Source organism: Halotalea alkalilenta, from assembly GCF_001648175.1.
GTDB lineage: Bacteria > Pseudomonadota > Gammaproteobacteria > Pseudomonadales > Halomonadaceae > Halotalea > Halotalea alkalilenta_A.
This window is the reverse complement of record NZ_CP015243.1, coordinates 3,504,798-3,520,027: the sequence shown is the minus strand read 5'-3', so window position 1 is coordinate 3,520,027 and position 15,230 is coordinate 3,504,798. Positions and strand designations below refer to the sequence as shown.

Annotated in this window: 13 protein-coding genes and 2 pseudogenes; 3 read left to right on the top strand and 12 right to left on the bottom strand. The window is 60.0% G+C overall.

The features are described from left to right. Positions 1-96: 96 nt before the first annotated feature. Positions 97-486 carry a hypothetical protein gene (locus tag A5892_RS20340; protein ID WP_150123574.1) on the bottom strand — a complete coding sequence of 130 codons (390 nt, stop codon included), beginning with the start codon at positions 484-486 and terminating at the stop codon, positions 97-99. Between the two features lie 86 nt (positions 487-572). On the opposite strand from A5892_RS20340, the gene A5892_RS15725 reads away from it, so the two are divergent. Next, positions 573-4,013, top strand: coding sequence for a hypothetical protein (locus A5892_RS15725; protein WP_150123573.1), 3,441 nt, complete (start codon positions 573-575; stop codon positions 4,011-4,013). Between the two features lie 109 nt (positions 4,014-4,122). Here A5892_RS15725 and A5892_RS15720 read toward each other — a convergent pair whose 3' ends face one another. The 9 genes and pseudogenes from A5892_RS15720 to A5892_RS21030 all read right to left on the bottom strand — a co-directional run. Next, positions 4,123-5,100 (bottom strand): zinc-binding dehydrogenase, encoded by a 978-nt coding sequence (locus tag A5892_RS15720; RefSeq protein WP_064123587.1) that lies wholly within the window; start codon positions 5,098-5,100, stop codon positions 4,123-4,125. 65 nt (positions 5,101-5,165) lie between these two features. Then, on the bottom strand, positions 5,166-5,576 hold the full coding sequence (locus A5892_RS15715; protein WP_064123586.1) for an organic hydroperoxide resistance protein: 411 nt from the start codon (positions 5,574-5,576) through the stop codon (positions 5,166-5,168). Between the two features lie 81 nt (positions 5,577-5,657). Then, on the bottom strand, positions 5,658-7,076 hold the full coding sequence (locus tag A5892_RS15710) for a coniferyl aldehyde dehydrogenase (RefSeq protein ID WP_064123585.1): 1,419 nt from the start codon (positions 7,074-7,076) through the stop codon (positions 5,658-5,660). Between the two features lie 36 nt (positions 7,077-7,112). Then, positions 7,113-7,790 (bottom strand): type 1 glutamine amidotransferase domain-containing protein, encoded by a 678-nt coding sequence (locus A5892_RS15705; protein WP_064123584.1) that lies wholly within the window; start codon positions 7,788-7,790, stop codon positions 7,113-7,115. Between the two features lie 46 nt (positions 7,791-7,836). Further along, the gene (locus tag A5892_RS15700; RefSeq protein ID WP_064123583.1) at positions 7,837-8,451 is read right to left on the bottom strand and encodes a TetR/AcrR family transcriptional regulator; all 615 of its coding nucleotides are present in this window, start codon (positions 8,449-8,451) and stop codon (positions 7,837-7,839) included. Between the two features lie 315 nt (positions 8,452-8,766). Further along, positions 8,767-9,942 (bottom strand): Na+/H+ antiporter NhaA, encoded by a 1,176-nt coding sequence (gene nhaA, locus A5892_RS15695; RefSeq protein WP_064123582.1) that lies wholly within the window; start codon positions 9,940-9,942, stop codon positions 8,767-8,769. 499 nt (positions 9,943-10,441) lie between these two features. Further along, positions 10,442-11,254, bottom strand: a complete 813-nt coding sequence (locus tag A5892_RS15690; protein WP_064123581.1) for an SDR family NAD(P)-dependent oxidoreductase — start codon at positions 11,252-11,254, stop codon at positions 10,442-10,444. 74 nt (positions 11,255-11,328) lie between these two features. Continuing rightward, positions 11,329-11,517 (bottom strand): annotated as a pseudogene (locus A5892_RS21035) (NAD-binding protein); the annotation flags it as partial. Further along, positions 11,490-11,630 (bottom strand): annotated as a pseudogene (locus A5892_RS21030) (hypothetical protein); the annotation flags it as partial. The pseudogenes A5892_RS21035 and A5892_RS21030, both read right to left, overlap by 28 nt. 222 nt (positions 11,631-11,852) lie before the next feature. Here A5892_RS21030 and A5892_RS15685 point away from each other — a divergent pair. Next, positions 11,853-12,734 carry a LysR family transcriptional regulator gene (locus A5892_RS15685; protein WP_263281384.1) on the top strand — a complete coding sequence of 294 codons (882 nt, stop codon included), beginning with the start codon at positions 11,853-11,855 and terminating at the stop codon, positions 12,732-12,734. A 402-nt stretch (positions 12,735-13,136) separates the two neighbouring features. Here A5892_RS15685 and A5892_RS15680 read toward each other — a convergent pair whose 3' ends face one another. After that, entirely contained in the window at positions 13,137-13,526 is a 390-nt protein-coding gene (locus A5892_RS15680) for an ester cyclase (RefSeq protein ID WP_064123579.1), read from the bottom strand. A gap of 498 nt (positions 13,527-14,024) precedes the next feature. Continuing rightward, entirely contained in the window at positions 14,025-14,681 is a 657-nt protein-coding gene (locus tag A5892_RS20330) for a nuclear transport factor 2 family protein (protein ID WP_150123571.1), read from the bottom strand. Between A5892_RS20330 and A5892_RS15670 the strand changes: the two genes are divergently transcribed. Further along, positions 14,668-15,216, top strand: coding sequence for a TetR/AcrR family transcriptional regulator (locus A5892_RS15670; protein WP_223302701.1), 549 nt, complete (start codon positions 14,668-14,670; stop codon positions 15,214-15,216). The two genes, A5892_RS20330 and A5892_RS15670, sit on opposite strands and share 14 nt — an antisense overlap. Positions 15,217-15,230 lie beyond the last annotated feature (14 nt).

Below are 15,230 nucleotides of genomic sequence, written 5' to 3'. Positions count from 1 at the left end.
GGTTTGTTTTGTATTGTTGATGTGGGATGTTGCTGGTTTTTCGGTAAGTTTCTTATAAATAATAGGGTTTTTGTCTGCGGTGGGCGAAACAAAGGGTTACATTGTTTCGGTAAGAAACAATTCAATACAGATTAAGCTTACATAAACGATTGTCGGTTTCAAAATAAAGCCATGAGAATGATCCTCAATGATTATCCAGGCTCGTGATGGCGTGATTTCAATATTCGGGCGAATGAGCGCTGACCCAGCATGCACTAAGGTGCATTGCTTAAGATAATATTGTTTCTCTTTGGCCAATTGAGGGATCGGTAATTCTTTGGTCGCTGATGACCAGCTCATGTCCTGAGAGATCCCGGAGAGAGCCATAGGTTCTTCGCCGTGTCGCCGGTATCCAATGAGATCGGTAATTGGAATCCATATGAGCAGTGGGAAAGGAGTGTGTGAAAGTGCATTGAGTCTGGTTGGAGATTGAGCGACATCTCTCATGTCGCAGGCGCTATTGGCATGCCGTCCGGTGGGCGGATACTCAATTCATGGCGGAAGCGATATTTACTCGCTCACAGGAGTCAATAATGACAACTCGCGTTGGTTCGGATTCTGGCAATATCGAGCTCGACAGTGTCCTGTCCAAGAATGATCTGTGGCTGAGTTATGTCGCTAAAGCGGAGAAGAGGCAAGGGTCGGAGGAGACTGAGAATTCAGCGAAGAGCCGCGAGTCGGAGAGGACAGAGGAAAATCTCAGCGTCGATGATATTCGCAAGAAATACGACATCCCGGATTTCACCAAAGATGGCCTGATGAGCATCAAGGTCGACGGTGATAAGACGCTTGGCGAGAAAGCGGCCGAGGACTTCATCCAGGGCATTCGTGATGACGTAAAGAGTGGCAAGCTCAGCGAGGACTCCGATGAGGCCAAGCTGGTCGACCTGATGGATGCACAGGGGGCGGTCGACCACGGCTATGAACTCTTTGGCTATATCGAACTGATCGAGTCTGGTGGCAGCACCTACCGGCAGTCGCAGACGGATCCTACCCGTTTGAGCGGTGAGGACGTAAAGGAGATCGTCGACGAGGATAAACTGGCCGAAGAGATCTCCTCGCTGATGCAGAAAGAGAGCATCGGCAAACGCTATGACGAGTCGCTCAAGGGTGCGATCGATGCCGTACCCGATGATAAGCTGAAGACGATATCCGACAAAGTCGACAAGGCGCTGTTCGAACCAGGCACCAAGGATCCCAACCTGGAATTCGAAGAGTACGTCATCGCTATGAAGGCTAAAGCGGAGGCGACCAACGACGAAGCACTGTCGGACAAGGTGCAGAAGGAAGTCGACAACTATTTCGAAGCATTGCAGGCGCTCGACCCCGAGGCCTACACCGCGCGCAAGCAAGCGTTCGATCAGAACATGATGACGTACCAGCTGGATTCGTACATGGAGAATCCGGATTCGGTGGATGCGGAAAACGTCAAGACCGGCCTGCGGGATACGATCGATATATTGCAGGGTGGGATCAACGGTGCTCTGCAGACGCTGGATAAATCGGACAAGTCCTACAACGCCTACCAGACGCTGAACAAGGATCTCGAGTCGTTCAAGCAGTCGTTGTCCGATCTGTCGGCGGGGGATCACAAGAAACTGGCCGATTCGTTGCGGCTGGCGACCGAGGTTACCAACCGGCCAGGCATCAGTCAGGCGGAAAAGGACAAGCTTTTTCAGTCCATCATCAACGACAATTTGAAGTCGCTGCCGGATGCAGATAGAGGTACGTTCAAGAAGGTGCTCGATTCCGCGAGTTCGTCGGGAACCTTGGGTGCGCTCAGCGGAACCATGAGCCTGATCAGCGGTGGCATGCAGCTGGCTAACGGTGGTTGGAACGAGATGTCGTCGGACGAGCGCGTATCCGCCGTGCGTGATCTGGTCGGCGCCTTGAGCTTCGGCAATGACTTCGCCAAATTCGGCTCCAACATCATCGAGACCCTTTCCGGCAAGGTCGAGGTGCCGGGTGTCCCGGATGGAGTGCCTCGTACCAACGCCACTGCATGGCTTGGCTTGCTTGGCGACAATTTCCCCGACATCTGGAAAAGCGGTGCCGATGCCAAGGCCGATATCTTCTCCGAAGCCATTAGCGCCAGGGTCGATAGGGCCTCTGAGGGGCTCGGAGATCGGGGTATCCCGCTGGATGATCTCGATGAGAATGGGCGCAGGAACTTCGCTCAGATGGCCGAAAGTCTGGGCAACCAGATGGTGGATACCGGCACCCGCAGTTCCAACACCGACATCGCCAAGAACGCCGGGCGGTCGTTTCTTCGCTTCATGGGCGGTGCGGGTCTGGACATCACCGGTGGGGTGATGGATCTCGTCACCGGGGTCAAGAAGCTCAAAGATGCCGATAACGCCCTGGAGAAGGCCGGCGCTGGGCTGCAGATCGGCGCCGGTTCATCGCTCACCGGCATGTCGATCGCCAACACGGTATCGATGTTCGCGCCGAACGGCAGCAACCTGGCGGCCAATATCGGCGGCGTCGGCACACGCGTGATGAGCGGCGTGTTCATGGGGATGCGAGTGGCGGGACCGGTGCTGGGCGTCGTTGGCTCGATCTTCGGTATTGCCGGCTCGCTCATCGCCGAGGCGGTCAATCACAAGAAAATGCAGAAGCTCACCGATTCCCAGGGGGAATTCTTCAAGGATCTCTCCGAGTACGGTGTGACCGAGTCGGACTGGGGCGACAAGCTCGAGTACGCTCGCTATGCCTCCTACATGTATGGAGGGCGCGATGCACCGGATGGCGAGTCGCTGTTCGACTATCAAGCCAAGGAGTGGGAGCACTTCCAGGAGACCGACGATAAAAAAGGCAGTTCACTGTCGCGATTGGCGCCCTACCTGCATAAGGACGGAGATCCCGGCACGGAGAATCTGTGGGAAAAACATTTGACGGGTGGTACGACTCAGCAGACTGGCAAGGATCACACCAGCAAGAAAGATGACTGGCGCCCATGGAGCGATACGGACATGGAGGCCGGCAACAAGGATCTAGGAACGGATGAGCTGCTCTGGAACTCCCGGAAAGACGCGATGATGACGCTCTACGGTGAAGATTTCTTCGCTGAGCATCAAGAGGAGATCAAGACCATCGCGACGGTCTGGGACGACTGGAACGGCAAAGATGAGATCGTCAGCCGTGACGATCTAAAAGATATCGTGGCCGACAAGGGGCGAAGCCAGAAAGAGCGCGGCGCGGCACAGTTCCTGCTGGACGAGAATGGTTTCTACGACGGGCTGGATTCTCTGAAGCACGGTGGTGACGGCGATGCCAAGATCAGCACCAATGACCTTGACTCGTGGTTATCCGAACTCGACAAAGGCAGCGTCAGTGATTATCGCCAGGAGGCCGCAGCCAGCGATTACGGCAGCGATTTCCTCAAAGAGCATGAAAAAGAGCTGCAAGTCATCGCCGAGCGCTGGAATGACTGGAACGGCAAGGATGACATCGTCAGTCGCGATGACCTTGAGAATATCGTCGATGACAAGGGCAGGAGTGATGACGAGCGCGATGCCGCCCGTTTCCTGCTCGATGACGACGGCTTCTTCGGCACGCTCGACTCCTTCCAGAAAGGAGGCGACGGCGATGGCAAGATCAGCACCAAGGACTTCGACCATTGGTTCGACACCATTGGTGAGGGAGACCTCGATGGCTACAGGCAGGCCACGGTAGTGGGTGAGTACGACGCCGACTTCCATCGCGACAACGACGACAAGCTGGGCGCCATCGTCAAGTACTGGGACGATTGGAACGGCAAGGACGATATCGTCAGCCGCAATGATCTGCAAAAGATCGCTGACGACGAGAGCCGAAGCGATGGTGAGCGTGACGCGGCCCGGCTATTGCTGGACGACGATGGGCTGTTTGCGACGCTCGATACGTTCAAGAAAAGCGATGGCAGCGATGACAAGATCAGCACCAAGGATCTGAACGCCTGGCTCGAAACCATTGGTGTCGAGCAGCGCGCCTGATTTCTCGAGATGTCTTGACCATAGCGAAGCCCTGACTCTGCGGTCAGGGCTTCGTCGTTTCGCGAGTCGATACGCCAGGATCACTTCAGTAATCGTCAGGCGCCGCCGCTCAGGGCTTCAGCAGCACCTTGCCCTTGCGGGCCGAAGCCAAGCTGGCGGCGGCGGCTTCGGCCGCATCGGCGAGGTCGTAGATGCGTTCCACCGGCAGCTTCAGCACCCCGCGCGTGGCCAACGCCAGCAGCTCGCCCATCAGCCGATGCTTGTCTTGTGCCGCCATCGTATCGCTGACCTTGCCGCCCCAGAATCCCTTGACCGTGGTCTGCTTGAAGACCATGTCGGATGAAGCGATCTGCATCGGTTCACCGCTCATCGAGCCGAACGACACCAGCACGCCATTTTCGCCCAGCAGCGACATCAGTTCGCCACTCGCCTTGCCGCCGATGGAGTCGACCGCGGCGCTGATCGGAGCGTCGCCGACGATGGTGCGGACTTCGTCCTGCCAATCCGGTCGAGCGGTGGAGACGGCGTGCTCGATGCCAAGTTCGGCCAGCTCGGCCACGCCCGCATCGCGGCGGACCAGGTTGACCGTGTTGACCCCGTGCGCCTTGGCCAGCATCGCCAGGGTCTTGCCGACCGCGCCGTTGGCGGTGTTCTGAACGATCCACTGGTCGGGCTTCACTTCGAGGAATTCCAGCAGCATCAGCGTGCTCAACGGCATGGCGATCAGCTGTGCGGCGGTTTCGTCTCCGATCGCATCGGGCATCGGTACCGCCGCCTGCGCCGGGGCGAGGAAGTATTCGGCCCAGGTGCCCTGCACGAAGGAGGCGGCTACGCGCTGTCCTATCGACAGGCCCCGGACGCCTTCGCCCAGCGCATCGACCACGCCGACTGCCTCGCTGCCACCGATGGCTGGGAGTTCGGGCTTGTGGCCGTAGTGCCCGCGCACGGTCCAGAGATCATGGTTGTGGATGGGGGTGAGGAGGGTCTTGATCCGTACTTCGCCGGGACCCGGCTGCGGTACCGGGCTCTCGCCCAGGGTGAGGACTTCGGCGGGATCGCCGAAGCTTGCATGGATGGCGCTGCGCATGGTGTGCTCCTGGTGAGGGATGTCTGGATACCATCGGCGGATGCGATCTGCCGCCGCTTGGGGCTTCAGGCCACCGTCACATGCAGGCGTACATCGACGTTGCCGCGGGTAGCGTTGGAGTATGGACAGACCCGATGGGTGGCTTCGACCAGCTTCTGCGCGTCGGCCTCGTCCAGACCCTGCACCTCCACGTAGAGGTCGATGTCCAGCGCGTAGCCGCCTTCGGGCGTCTGGCCAATGCCGACCTCGACCGAGGTCTTGGTGCCGGCGGGGGCCAGCTTCAACTGCTTGGCAGCCACCGGTAGCGCGTTGTCGAAACAGGCGGCATAGCCCATCGCGAACAGCTGCTCAGGATTGGCGCCGCTCTTGCCCGAGCCAGGGACGGCCAGGTCCAGTGCAAGGCTGCCATCATCCAGCGCGGTACGCCCCGAGCGGCCACCGATGGCGGTGGCGCGGGTTTTGTAGAAAATCTTCATCTCTGATGCCCTTTCTGACGGAATGATCGTGCCTGATCGGGGTGGCTGCCCAGCCGTGGGGCATGGGCAGCGCTAAAGCGTTCAGCCCGCCAGCAGGGATTCGACCTCGGCCAGGCCTTCGGCGTAGGGCGCGCGCAGGCGCAGGTTGGACTCACCGTCCGGGCTCTGCTCCACCACCGCCTTGGCGTGGCTGAAACGGCGGAAGCCGTGGATGCCGTGGTAGGCACCGATGCCCGACGCGCCGACGCCGCCGAACGGTACGGTCTCGACTGTGGCATGGGTCATCACGTCGTTGATCACCAGTGCGCCGGAGGTGGTTTGCTCGCTGAAGCGTCGCTGGCGCTCGGCGTCGTTGCCGAAGTAGTAGGCGGCCAGCGGGCGCGGATTGGCGTTGATGTAGTCCACCGCTTCACTGGCGTCGCGGTAGGTCTTGATCGGCAGGATCGGCCCGAAGATCTCCTCCTGCATCACCTTCATCTCGTCGGTGACGTCGAGCACCAGGGTCGGCGCCATCTTGCGGCTGTTGGCATCGGCGTTGGCTTCGCCCTGCGGTTCCAACCCGATTACCGTGGCGCCCTGGGCGCGCGCGTCGGCGAGCAGCTCCTGCAGGCGCTGGAAGTGGCGCTCACTGATGATCGAGGTGTAGTCCGGATTGGCCTGGAGCGTCGGGAAGCTATGCGAGATGAAGTCACGCGCGTTCGCCACGAACGTATCGCGCGCGCCTTCGGGCAGCATCACGTAGTCCGGCGACATGCAGATCTGCCCGGCGTTGAAGGTCTTGATCGTCATCACCCGCTCGGCGGCGGTGCGCACGTCGGCATCGGTATCGATCAGCACCGGCGACTTGCCGCCCAGCTCCAGCGTCACCGGCACCAGGTTTTCGGCGGCGGCGCGCATCACATGGCGGCCGACGCTGGTGCTGCCGGTGAAGATCAGGTGATCGAAGGCCTGGGCGCTGAAGGCTGCGCCGACCTCGGCATCGCCGAGCACGGTGGTCAGCTCCATCGGGTCGAAGTAGCGGGCGACCAGCTCAGCCAGCAGTTCGGCGGTGCGCGGGGTCAGCTCGGAGGGCTTGATCAGCGCGCGGTTGCCGGCGGCGAACACGCCCGCCAGCGGGCTGAAGGCCAGGTTGAGCGGAAAGTTCCACGGGCTGATGATGCCGACCACGCCTAGCGGCTGGTACTGGATCCGGGCCTTCATCCCTGGGCCGGGTGCCGGCTGCTCTTCGGCCTGCATCCATTGCTCGACGTTCTCAGCGGCGTACTTCAGCTCGGCGACCGTGGAGAGCACATCGGCCAGCAGGGTCTGGTAGGGGCTGCGGTGGCCGTAGTCGGCGCTGATCGCGGCTTCCAGCGCTTTATGGTTCTCGGTCAGCAGCTTGATGGCGCGGCCGATGCGGTCGCGGCGCAGTTCGGCGCTGGCCGGCCCGTCCTGCACATGGGCGCGCTTCATCGCGGCGACGGTGGCGGCCAGGCTGGCGGCGGTATCAGAAGTATTCATGTTCGACTCCAATAGCGAAAGAGGGGAGAGGCGGCTTCAGCCCAGCTGCTCGAGCAGGGCCTTGGCCACCGCTTCGGAGCTGGCGGGGTTCTGGCCAGTGACCAGGCGGCCGTCGGTAATGATGTGCGGCTGCCAATCGGGACCGGCCTGGTACAGACCGCCCAGGCGCTGGAACTCGTCCTCGATCAGAAACGGCACCACGTCGGTCAACTGAACCGCCGTTTCCTCTGCGTTGGAAAAGCCCGTGACCTTGCGGCCCTTGATCAGCGGCTGGCCATCGGCGGCGCGGACGCGGCGCAGCGCGCCGGGGGCGTGGCAGACCAGGCCGTGCGGCTTGTCGGCGCGGTCGAAGGCTTCGATCAGCGCGATCGAGGCCGGATCCTCGGCCAGGTCCCACAGCGGGCCGTGGCCGCCGGGGTAGAACACTGCGTCGAAATCGGCTTCTCGCACATCGGCCAGCTTGCCGGTGTTGGCCAGCGCGGCCTGGGCCTGCGGGTCGTTGCAAAAACGCTCGGTGGCCTCGGTCTGCGCCTCTGGCTCATCGCTCTTGGGGTCCAGCGGCGGCTGGCCGCCCAGCGGCGAGACCAGGGTGATCTGCGCGCCGGCGTCCTTGAACACGTAGTAGGGCGCGGCGAACTCCTCCAGCCAGAAGCCGGTTTTCTTGCCGGTGTCGCCGAGGCGGTCGTGGGAGGTGAGAACGATCAGGATGTTCATCAGGTGAGATCCTTTGAGTTGCGGTGAACGGCGTGCAGAAAGGTGATCAGGCGCCGTTGGAAGGTGTAGTGGCGACCAGCAGCAGGTCGGTGGCGACCAGTGCCTGGCGCAGCGGCGCCTTGTCCTTGCCTAACTTGGATAGCAAAGCGGCACCGAGCCACAGCTGGTAGAGGGTCTGCGCAGTGGCCCGCGGTGCCAGCGCCGGGCGCAGCGAACCATCGCCCTGGCCCTCCTCGACGATAGCGGCGATACGAGTGACCAACTGCGCCACGCCGTCGCTCAAGATCAGGCGCATATCCTCGGACAAGTCAGCGACCTCGGCGGCCAGCTTGACCACCAGGCAGTGCTCGGCCCAACCGCCCAGCACCGGATCATCGATCCATGCCGACCAGTAGCGCATCAAGCGTTCACGCCCGCTGCCGGTACCAGGAGCGAGCAACGCGTCCAGGCGCTGTCCGTAGTCGGCGACGTACTGCTCCAGCAGCACACAGCCGAACGCCTCCTTGGACGGGAAGTAGTAGTAGAACGATCCCTTGGGCACCTTGCAGGCGTCCAGGATCTCCTTGAGCCCCACCCCGACGAAGCCTTTGCGCAGCACCAATTCCCGGCCGGTGGCGAGGATGTGCTGGCGGGTGAGTTCGGCTTTGGTTGTCTGTGTCATGTAGGCATACTAGCACAAATAGACCGGTCGTCTAGGTTGTTGTCACAGGCCGCTCGAATGGAGGGTGTGGCGCGTAGAGGAGATGCGCTGGGGAAGATGCTGAGCTTCTTGCGAGAGGGGAGTGGAGAGGTTGACGAGGAAGGGCAGAGCGGCGGTCGGGAAGGTGAAGGCGGAGATGGGGGGAGGCCATAGACCTGGATGTCTAGGTGCCGCGCGAACGCAGTTACCTCTATGCGCCATCCTGGTCGCCAATAGCCGAGCACCCTGCCAGCGGGTCCTCGGCTACTTCAAAATGGTGAGGAATCGGCAATCAGCTCATGCGGCGCGCTCATCCTTGACCGAATGCTGCGCTTTGGACGACGAAGTCAGCCTCAGCGCCGCCCATCCGAGCAGCCCGGCTGCGAGCGAGCCGGCAAACACGCCTACCTTCGCTGCCTCCTGCACGGCGTCGGAGTCGAAAGCCAGCAGGTTGACGAACAGGCTCATGGTGAAGCCGATGCCGCAGAGCAAGGACAGCCCGTAAACCTGCGCCCAGCTCGAGCCATCCGGACGCTGGGTGATGCCCAGTGCCACGCAGAGCCTGATGGTGAGGAAGATCCCGATCTGCTTACCGAAGAAGAGCCCGCAGGCGATTCCCAGCAGCACCGGGTTGAGCAGCATGTCGAGGGTGAAGCCTGCGAAGGAGACACCGGCATTGGCGAAACCGAAGAGGGGAACGATCAGGAACCCGACCCAGGGAGCGAGTCGATGTTCGAGCTGCTCCAGCGGTGAGCCACTCTCCTTCCCGCCGCGGTAGGCCGTCATTGGAATGGTCATCGCCAGTGCAACGCCTGCCAGCGTTGCGTGGACACCTGACTGCAGCACGAACCACCAAAGCCCTGCACCCAGCAGCAGATATGGTGTCAGACGTGCGACACCTAGCCGATTCAGGACGATCAGCGCGAGCAGCAGCAGCCCGGCGCCTCCAAGATGGAACATCGAGATTTCAGGCGTGTAGAACAGAGCGATCACCAGTACCGCGATCAGATCGTCGATGATGGCGATCGCCGCCAGTAGCGCCTTGAGCGCTACCGGCACTCGGGGTCCGAGCAGCGAGAGCACCCCCAGGGCGAAAGCGATGTCGGTGGCGGTGGGGATGGCCCAGCCGCTCAGCCCTTCCGGGGAGCGCCAGTTGAAAGCGACGTAGATCAGCGCCGGAGCGATCACGCCCCCCATGGCGGCGATGCCGGGTAAGACGCGTTTGGGCCAGCTATTGAGCTGACCGACGAGAAACTCGCGCTTCACCTCGAGGCCGACCATGAGGAAAAAGAGCGCCATCAATGCATCGTTCACCCAGTGCTGTACGCTCAGCCCGCCCAGATAGCTGTGGAGCAGGGTGAAGTAGCTCTCTTGCACCGGTGAGTTCGCCACCACCAGTGCCAAGGCAGCGGCCAGCATCAGCGCAATCCCGGGCGCCATATCGCTCGACAGGAAAGCCTTCAATTCCCGCATGGGTTCTCCCCGATCATTAGCGTGAAAACGCGAAGCGGCAATCCTATCAACTTTGATTGGCCATCGGCATCTACTGCGGCTCAAGTTCGAACCCCGCAGCCGGCGGTCGTGAGCCTTGGACTGCTTTGGATTTGATCGGTAAGGCCCCAACGGTGCTGTCGATTGCTCATAGGTTACTGGCCTTCAACGCCTTTTTAGGCGGCATCATTGCAGCTTTATTCACGCATGCCGGCATCGACTCCGGCACGCCTTACCGCGCGCTTACGCACCTTAGGCGAAAACTTGTTCGACTTGCTCATGGCTCAATCCTCTCAGCGTGTTGAGCCTTTGCGAAAACCGGGGCGATTCAACGCAGATGTGGCAGCTCCATAGTTCGGTCATCCACCTGAAATTATGTAGAGCAGCGCGACATATATTCACAACACGCGCCGAAATTGATACGTCCCTACCGCTCCTGCCACAGGGGGCTGAAACTTCGTACTAGGAGTGATATTTCCTTTTACTGCGTGCGGTAGCGCATCGCGAGCTCTGGCGACTGCCCACCAAATGCGGTTAGGTCGGCCTGAAACACGGCGCTCAGCAGTTCGGCATTCTCGACCCCCGGCGCGCAAACCACTTCGCCGAGCGCGAGGCCACGCAAGCTTGCGTTCACCACATCTTCGGCAGACATGCGAGGCACCGCGCTCAAGTCCTGCCCCTGGCGAGTGTGGAACTCCGTAGCGACGACCCCCGGGCACAACACCTGCACCTGCAGGCCGTTGGACTTCTGCTCTTCGTGCAGCGTTTGCGAGAATGCAACGAGATAGGCCAGCGAGCCGCAATAGACGACGCGGCGCACCGGCACCTTTTCAATGGCCGCAGGGCCGCTGAAGGCGATCATGCCAGCGACGTTGATGATGCTGCCGCCGCCGCGCTTGACCATGCCAGGTGTAGCGGCATGGGCGAGCAGCGTCGGTGCAATGACCTTAACCTGCAGCACTTCCTGCGCCTTCTCGACCGGCAAGTCGGTAAATGGCATGTAGTGCGCCACACCAGCGTTGTTGACGAGTAGCGCAAGTTCTTCACTCGCACATACATCGGCGACGGCTTTCACGCCTTCACTGGTGTCGAGATCGGCGACAAGCGGGCGAACATTGACCTCGGGCAACAGCGTGACAAGCTCATTGAGTCGGTCAAGACGACGACCTACAGCAATGAGGTCATAGCCTTCTGCGCCGAGGCGCAACGCGAATGCTCGGCCGATGCCCGAGGACGCGCCTGTGATTAGCGCCAAACGCTTGGAGTGATTATTTTCGACAATGGGCGTGCTCATATTTTCTCTTTCCTAGTGACGATGAAGATATACGCAACGTGCGTTTCGTTTCATTTGTTATATAGAGGCATGGTTCAACCACGTCCACTTTGCTCGGTAATCAACGTGTTGAGGTAGCTCAGCGAATTGCTGAAGGCGCTGCCAAGCTTCAATGCCTCAACGGTCTTGCGCGGATCGAGCCCGCAGCGGCTGGCAAGGTCGAGCACTTTGACGATCATCCCCTGATTCATGATCATTAGAGTGTTGTTGAACAATTTTGCGTACTGTCCTGCTCCGGTCGTGCCCTTTTTGCCTTCGCGTCGTACCTCTTGAGCACGTCGAGTGGTGCCGGCGTTGCTTGCGCGCCGGCGGCATCGTCGAACGTCAGCGCGATGAATTTGACGTCGCTCGCGTTAGTCGCTTCGCGCTGGTCCTAGGGCATGCACTGCACTGCCCGGAAGCAGCAAAAAGCCAAGCATTGTCGCGACCAGATACTTCATCTTTTTCTTACACCGAGTTTGATTGAACGCATGGTAGACTGATCTGGAATTAACGATAATCCTAGAAATGGTGAACAGGTTGTGCGGAAAACAGAACAATGACCAGGGATCTCAAGGACTTGAGCGACTTCGTCGTGGTTGCCCGTGCCAAGGGCTTTCGCGACGGCGCGCGAGCGAGCGGCGTCAGCGCCTCCAAACTTAGCGAGGCCGTGCGCCGGCTCGAAACGCAACTGGGAGTGCGGCTACTGCACCGCACTACGCGCAGCGTCACACTCACTGAATCGGGGCAGCGATTGCTCGAACGACTTGGCCCGGCGTTGATAGAAGTCGAGGCCTCGCTCGACGCGGTCATCAGCGCCGGTCGTAGTCTCACTGGTACCTTGCGGCTCAACGTTCCGGTCAACGCAGCACGACTGATACTGCCGAAAATACTTCCGGGATTTCTTGCCGCGAATCCTGGCATTCGGGTGGAAGTCACCGCCGAGAACAGCGTGATCGATGTGCTGGAGGCCGGCTACGACGCCGGCATTCGCTACGACGAACGCCTCGAACAGGACATGATCGCTGTGCCTGTAGGTCCGCGCACACAGCGATTTGCGACGGCAGCCTCGCCCGACTATTTAGCGCGCCACGGGCGTCCTCGGCATCCTCGTGATTTACTGGCGCACGCTTGTCTAAGCAGCCGCTTCGCAAGCGGCGCGTTGGAAATCTGGGAGTTCGAGCGCAGAGGTGAAGTGGTCAAGGTCACTCCTGCCGGGCCGTTGGTGGTGCGCGCAGGCACGACCATCGATCTCGCAGTTGACGCCGCGATTGCCGGTACGGGGATCATTTACCTCTTTGAGGATTGGCTGCGACCGCATTTTGATAGTGGCGTATTGGAGCCCTTACTCGAACAATGGTGGCAGGATTTTTCCGGGCCGCTCTTGTACTACTATGGAAATCGCCTGGTGCCTGCGCCATTGAGAGCTCTCATCGACTTCATTAATGCGCAACAGGAGTAGCCCGGACTTCAGAGATTTTCTCGTAGGCTGGCCTTTCTCGTCACATAAGCATTGGTTTGACTCAATTGATCCGCTGCGTTCTTTGTGATGATCCCGGCGCCTGATCTGGCGTGCAGCGCTGCGACAGCAGATAAAAGAAGGGCCTCGTGGCGAGCGCGCCCAATGCGAAAGACAACAGGGCGACAGATGTTTTTCTGACCAGCGAAGGGGTCAGGCTCTTCAAACGCCTGCATGCACAGACATAACAGGCATTGGCGCCGCTCACCGAACAGCTCAGTGCGTCAGATCAGCGGCAGCTTCAGGAACTGCTTCTGCGTATGCTTGAGAGTCGGAAGGGTTGAAAACCGGGCGATTGCCGGGTGAAGTCGGCCCCGGCGCGATCTGCATGACGCAGATCGTTGTCTAACGAAGCTGGGCTTCTATCGCGGCCTTGTCGATGACCGACCAAACCTCTTGAATCTTCCCATCTCGGAATGCGTAGATGACGTTCTCGCAGAACGTCACGCTCTGACCGTTCACCGATAGGCCCAGGAAGTCGCCCTGTGGCGTTACGTCGAATCGAAGCCTGCACGCGACATGCTGCGGATCGGCGATCAGGATCTGAATCTCGAAGCGAAGATCGGGTATTCGTTCGTAGTCGGTTTCGAGCATGGCGCGATAGCCGTCCAGCCCGAGAAGCCTGCCGTTGTGACGAACATCGTCATGAACAAACCGCCCAAGGTTGGTCCAGTCCTGTTTGTTGAGGCAGGCGATGTAATTGCGATAGGTCGCGTCAAGGTCGGCTTTGCTCATCGTTATTTCACCTTTTCATCATTGCGAGAGCCGTTGCTCTCGGTAGTTACAGTGGTCAGCCAAGCTAGAAATTCGTGCAACTGGCGAGGCCTATCCGCAGTGGCGGGTACCAATGCTACATAGTCAGCGCCGGCTACGCCGAGTTCTGAGAATGGGAGCGTAAGTCGTCCTTGGGCAATGTCGACCTTCCGTGATGGCGTTTCAGGAGCTCAGTGGATGGCTGCGCACGACCCCCTCCGTACGTTGCCGGCCGCAGTGGATGAAGGCTATCGGTTGGAACAGTAGTTCGGGGTACAGGGTACACCCTCGATCGTCTTGTTTTCGAGCGAGATGGGGGAGGGGATGTGCTGGTTGATCAATTGTGCAGGTGATGCGGAAATGAGGGCGAAGACCATGTTTCATAGTCGTCCAGAAGCGGCTACCGAACCGCAAGGCGAGTTGACCGCTCGGACTGCTTCAAGTGCCGGGGCGGCGCAGGCAGCACCGCCCCGAAAGCCCCTACATGCTGATACGTCCCACGATGTCGTAGTAGGCATTGAGGTCGAGCCATTCGATTCCTGACACCACCTTTGCGTCATTCATCGTCATGATGTACATGTAGCAGTTGTTGTAAGGCTTGCCGTCGATCGCGCGACTCGAGCTTTCGATCCAGGCGAATACCTTGTCGCCATCTGCCCATACACCCCGCGTGGTGATCGCCAGCGGTTCGGCGAACCTCTTGAAGAGATCCGCCTCTGCGTTGTCAAACAGATCCTTCATGCCCGAGTAGGTCCGCGCTACAGGGCCGTGACCGGCAATCGTCCACTCGGCGTCGTGCGCGAAAATCTTGTCGAAGAATTTGGTGAAGTCTTGTGAGGCCTCGGCTAGCGCGTCCTGCACGATCTGAAGATTGGACTGCTCTTGCGTTGAGTACGACATCGAAACTCCCGTGATGGTTGGTTGGCCTTGTGGCACGTCGGAATAAAGACCGATCGTTCCAAAATATTCTAGCATACCAATCGTTCCAAAAATCAAGGAGTCTTGGTAAAGTTTCACCGCCCCACTTATTCGCTGTGGAGAAATAGTGCCAAATCCCACTGATGGAGATGCCGAGATGCCTGTCGCACGGGGGCGCCCGCGCCAGTTCGATAGTGACATTGCCTTGGCCGCAGCCATGGGGGTCTTCTGGCGCCATGGCTATGCCGGAGCGAGCATCGGCACGCTTCTCGAAGCGATGGGTATCAGCCGAGCGACGCTCTACTCCACGTTCGGGGACAAGGAGCACCTTTTCCACAAAGCCATGGAGCTGTATGAGCGGGAAAAGACCGCTTACATGCTCGAGGCCCTCGAGCAGCCAACCGCGCGCAGTGTCGCTGAGCACCTCCTGGTTGGAACGCTTGCGCTACAGACCGATACGGCCAATCCCAAGGGCAGCATGGGCATCGTTCACTCCATAAGCCACGCGCCAGGCGATGAGAGAGTCAGGGAGTTCGTGACGCAGCGCAGCCTGTTCTGGCGGGCAAAGCTGATCGCTCGGATCGAGCGGGCGGGTCGAGACGGCGATTTCCCCGCGTCCTTCGATGCCCAAGGGCTGGCACTATCACTCAAAGCCGCGACAGATGGCTTGCTCGTCGCGGCAGGGAGCGGCGCGAGCGAACAAGAGCTCAAAGGGATCGTATCGACGTTCCTCGCCATGTGGCCTGGTCGATGAAGACGATGTCTTTC

Excerpts from the sequence above, each read along its gene's own strand:
- A5892_RS20340 (WP_150123574.1), bottom strand. The coding sequence starts at position 486 with ATGAGAGATGTCGCTCAATCTCCAACCAGACTCAATGCACTTTCACAC.
- A5892_RS15720 (WP_064123587.1), bottom strand. The coding sequence starts at position 5,100 with ATGCGCAGCGCCATCCATGCAAGCTTCGGCGATCCCGCCGAAGTCCTC.
- A5892_RS15715 (WP_064123586.1), bottom strand. The coding sequence starts at position 5,576 with ATGAAGATTTTCTACAAAACCCGCGCCACCGCCATCGGTGGCCGCTCG.
- A5892_RS15680 (WP_064123579.1), bottom strand. The coding sequence starts at position 13,526 with ATGAGCAAAGCCGACCTTGACGCGACCTATCGCAATTACATCGCCTGC.
- A5892_RS15690 (WP_064123581.1), bottom strand. The coding sequence starts at position 11,254 with ATGAGCACGCCCATTGTCGAAAATAATCACTCCAAGCGTTTGGCGCTA.
- A5892_RS15725 (WP_150123573.1), top strand. The coding sequence starts at position 573 with ATGACAACTCGCGTTGGTTCGGATTCTGGCAATATCGAGCTCGACAGT.
- A5892_RS15710 (WP_064123585.1), bottom strand. The coding sequence starts at position 7,076 with ATGAATACTTCTGATACCGCCGCCAGCCTGGCCGCCACCGTCGCCGCG.
- A5892_RS15700 (WP_064123583.1), bottom strand. The coding sequence starts at position 8,451 with ATGACACAGACAACCAAAGCCGAACTCACCCGCCAGCACATCCTCGCC.
- nhaA (WP_064123582.1), bottom strand. The coding sequence starts at position 9,942 with ATGCGGGAATTGAAGGCTTTCCTGTCGAGCGATATGGCGCCCGGGATT.
- A5892_RS15705 (WP_064123584.1), bottom strand. The coding sequence starts at position 7,790 with ATGAACATCCTGATCGTTCTCACCTCCCACGACCGCCTCGGCGACACC.
- A5892_RS20330 (WP_150123571.1), bottom strand. The coding sequence starts at position 14,681 with ATGGCTGCGGCCAAGGCAATGTCACTATCGAACTGGCGCGGGCGCCCC.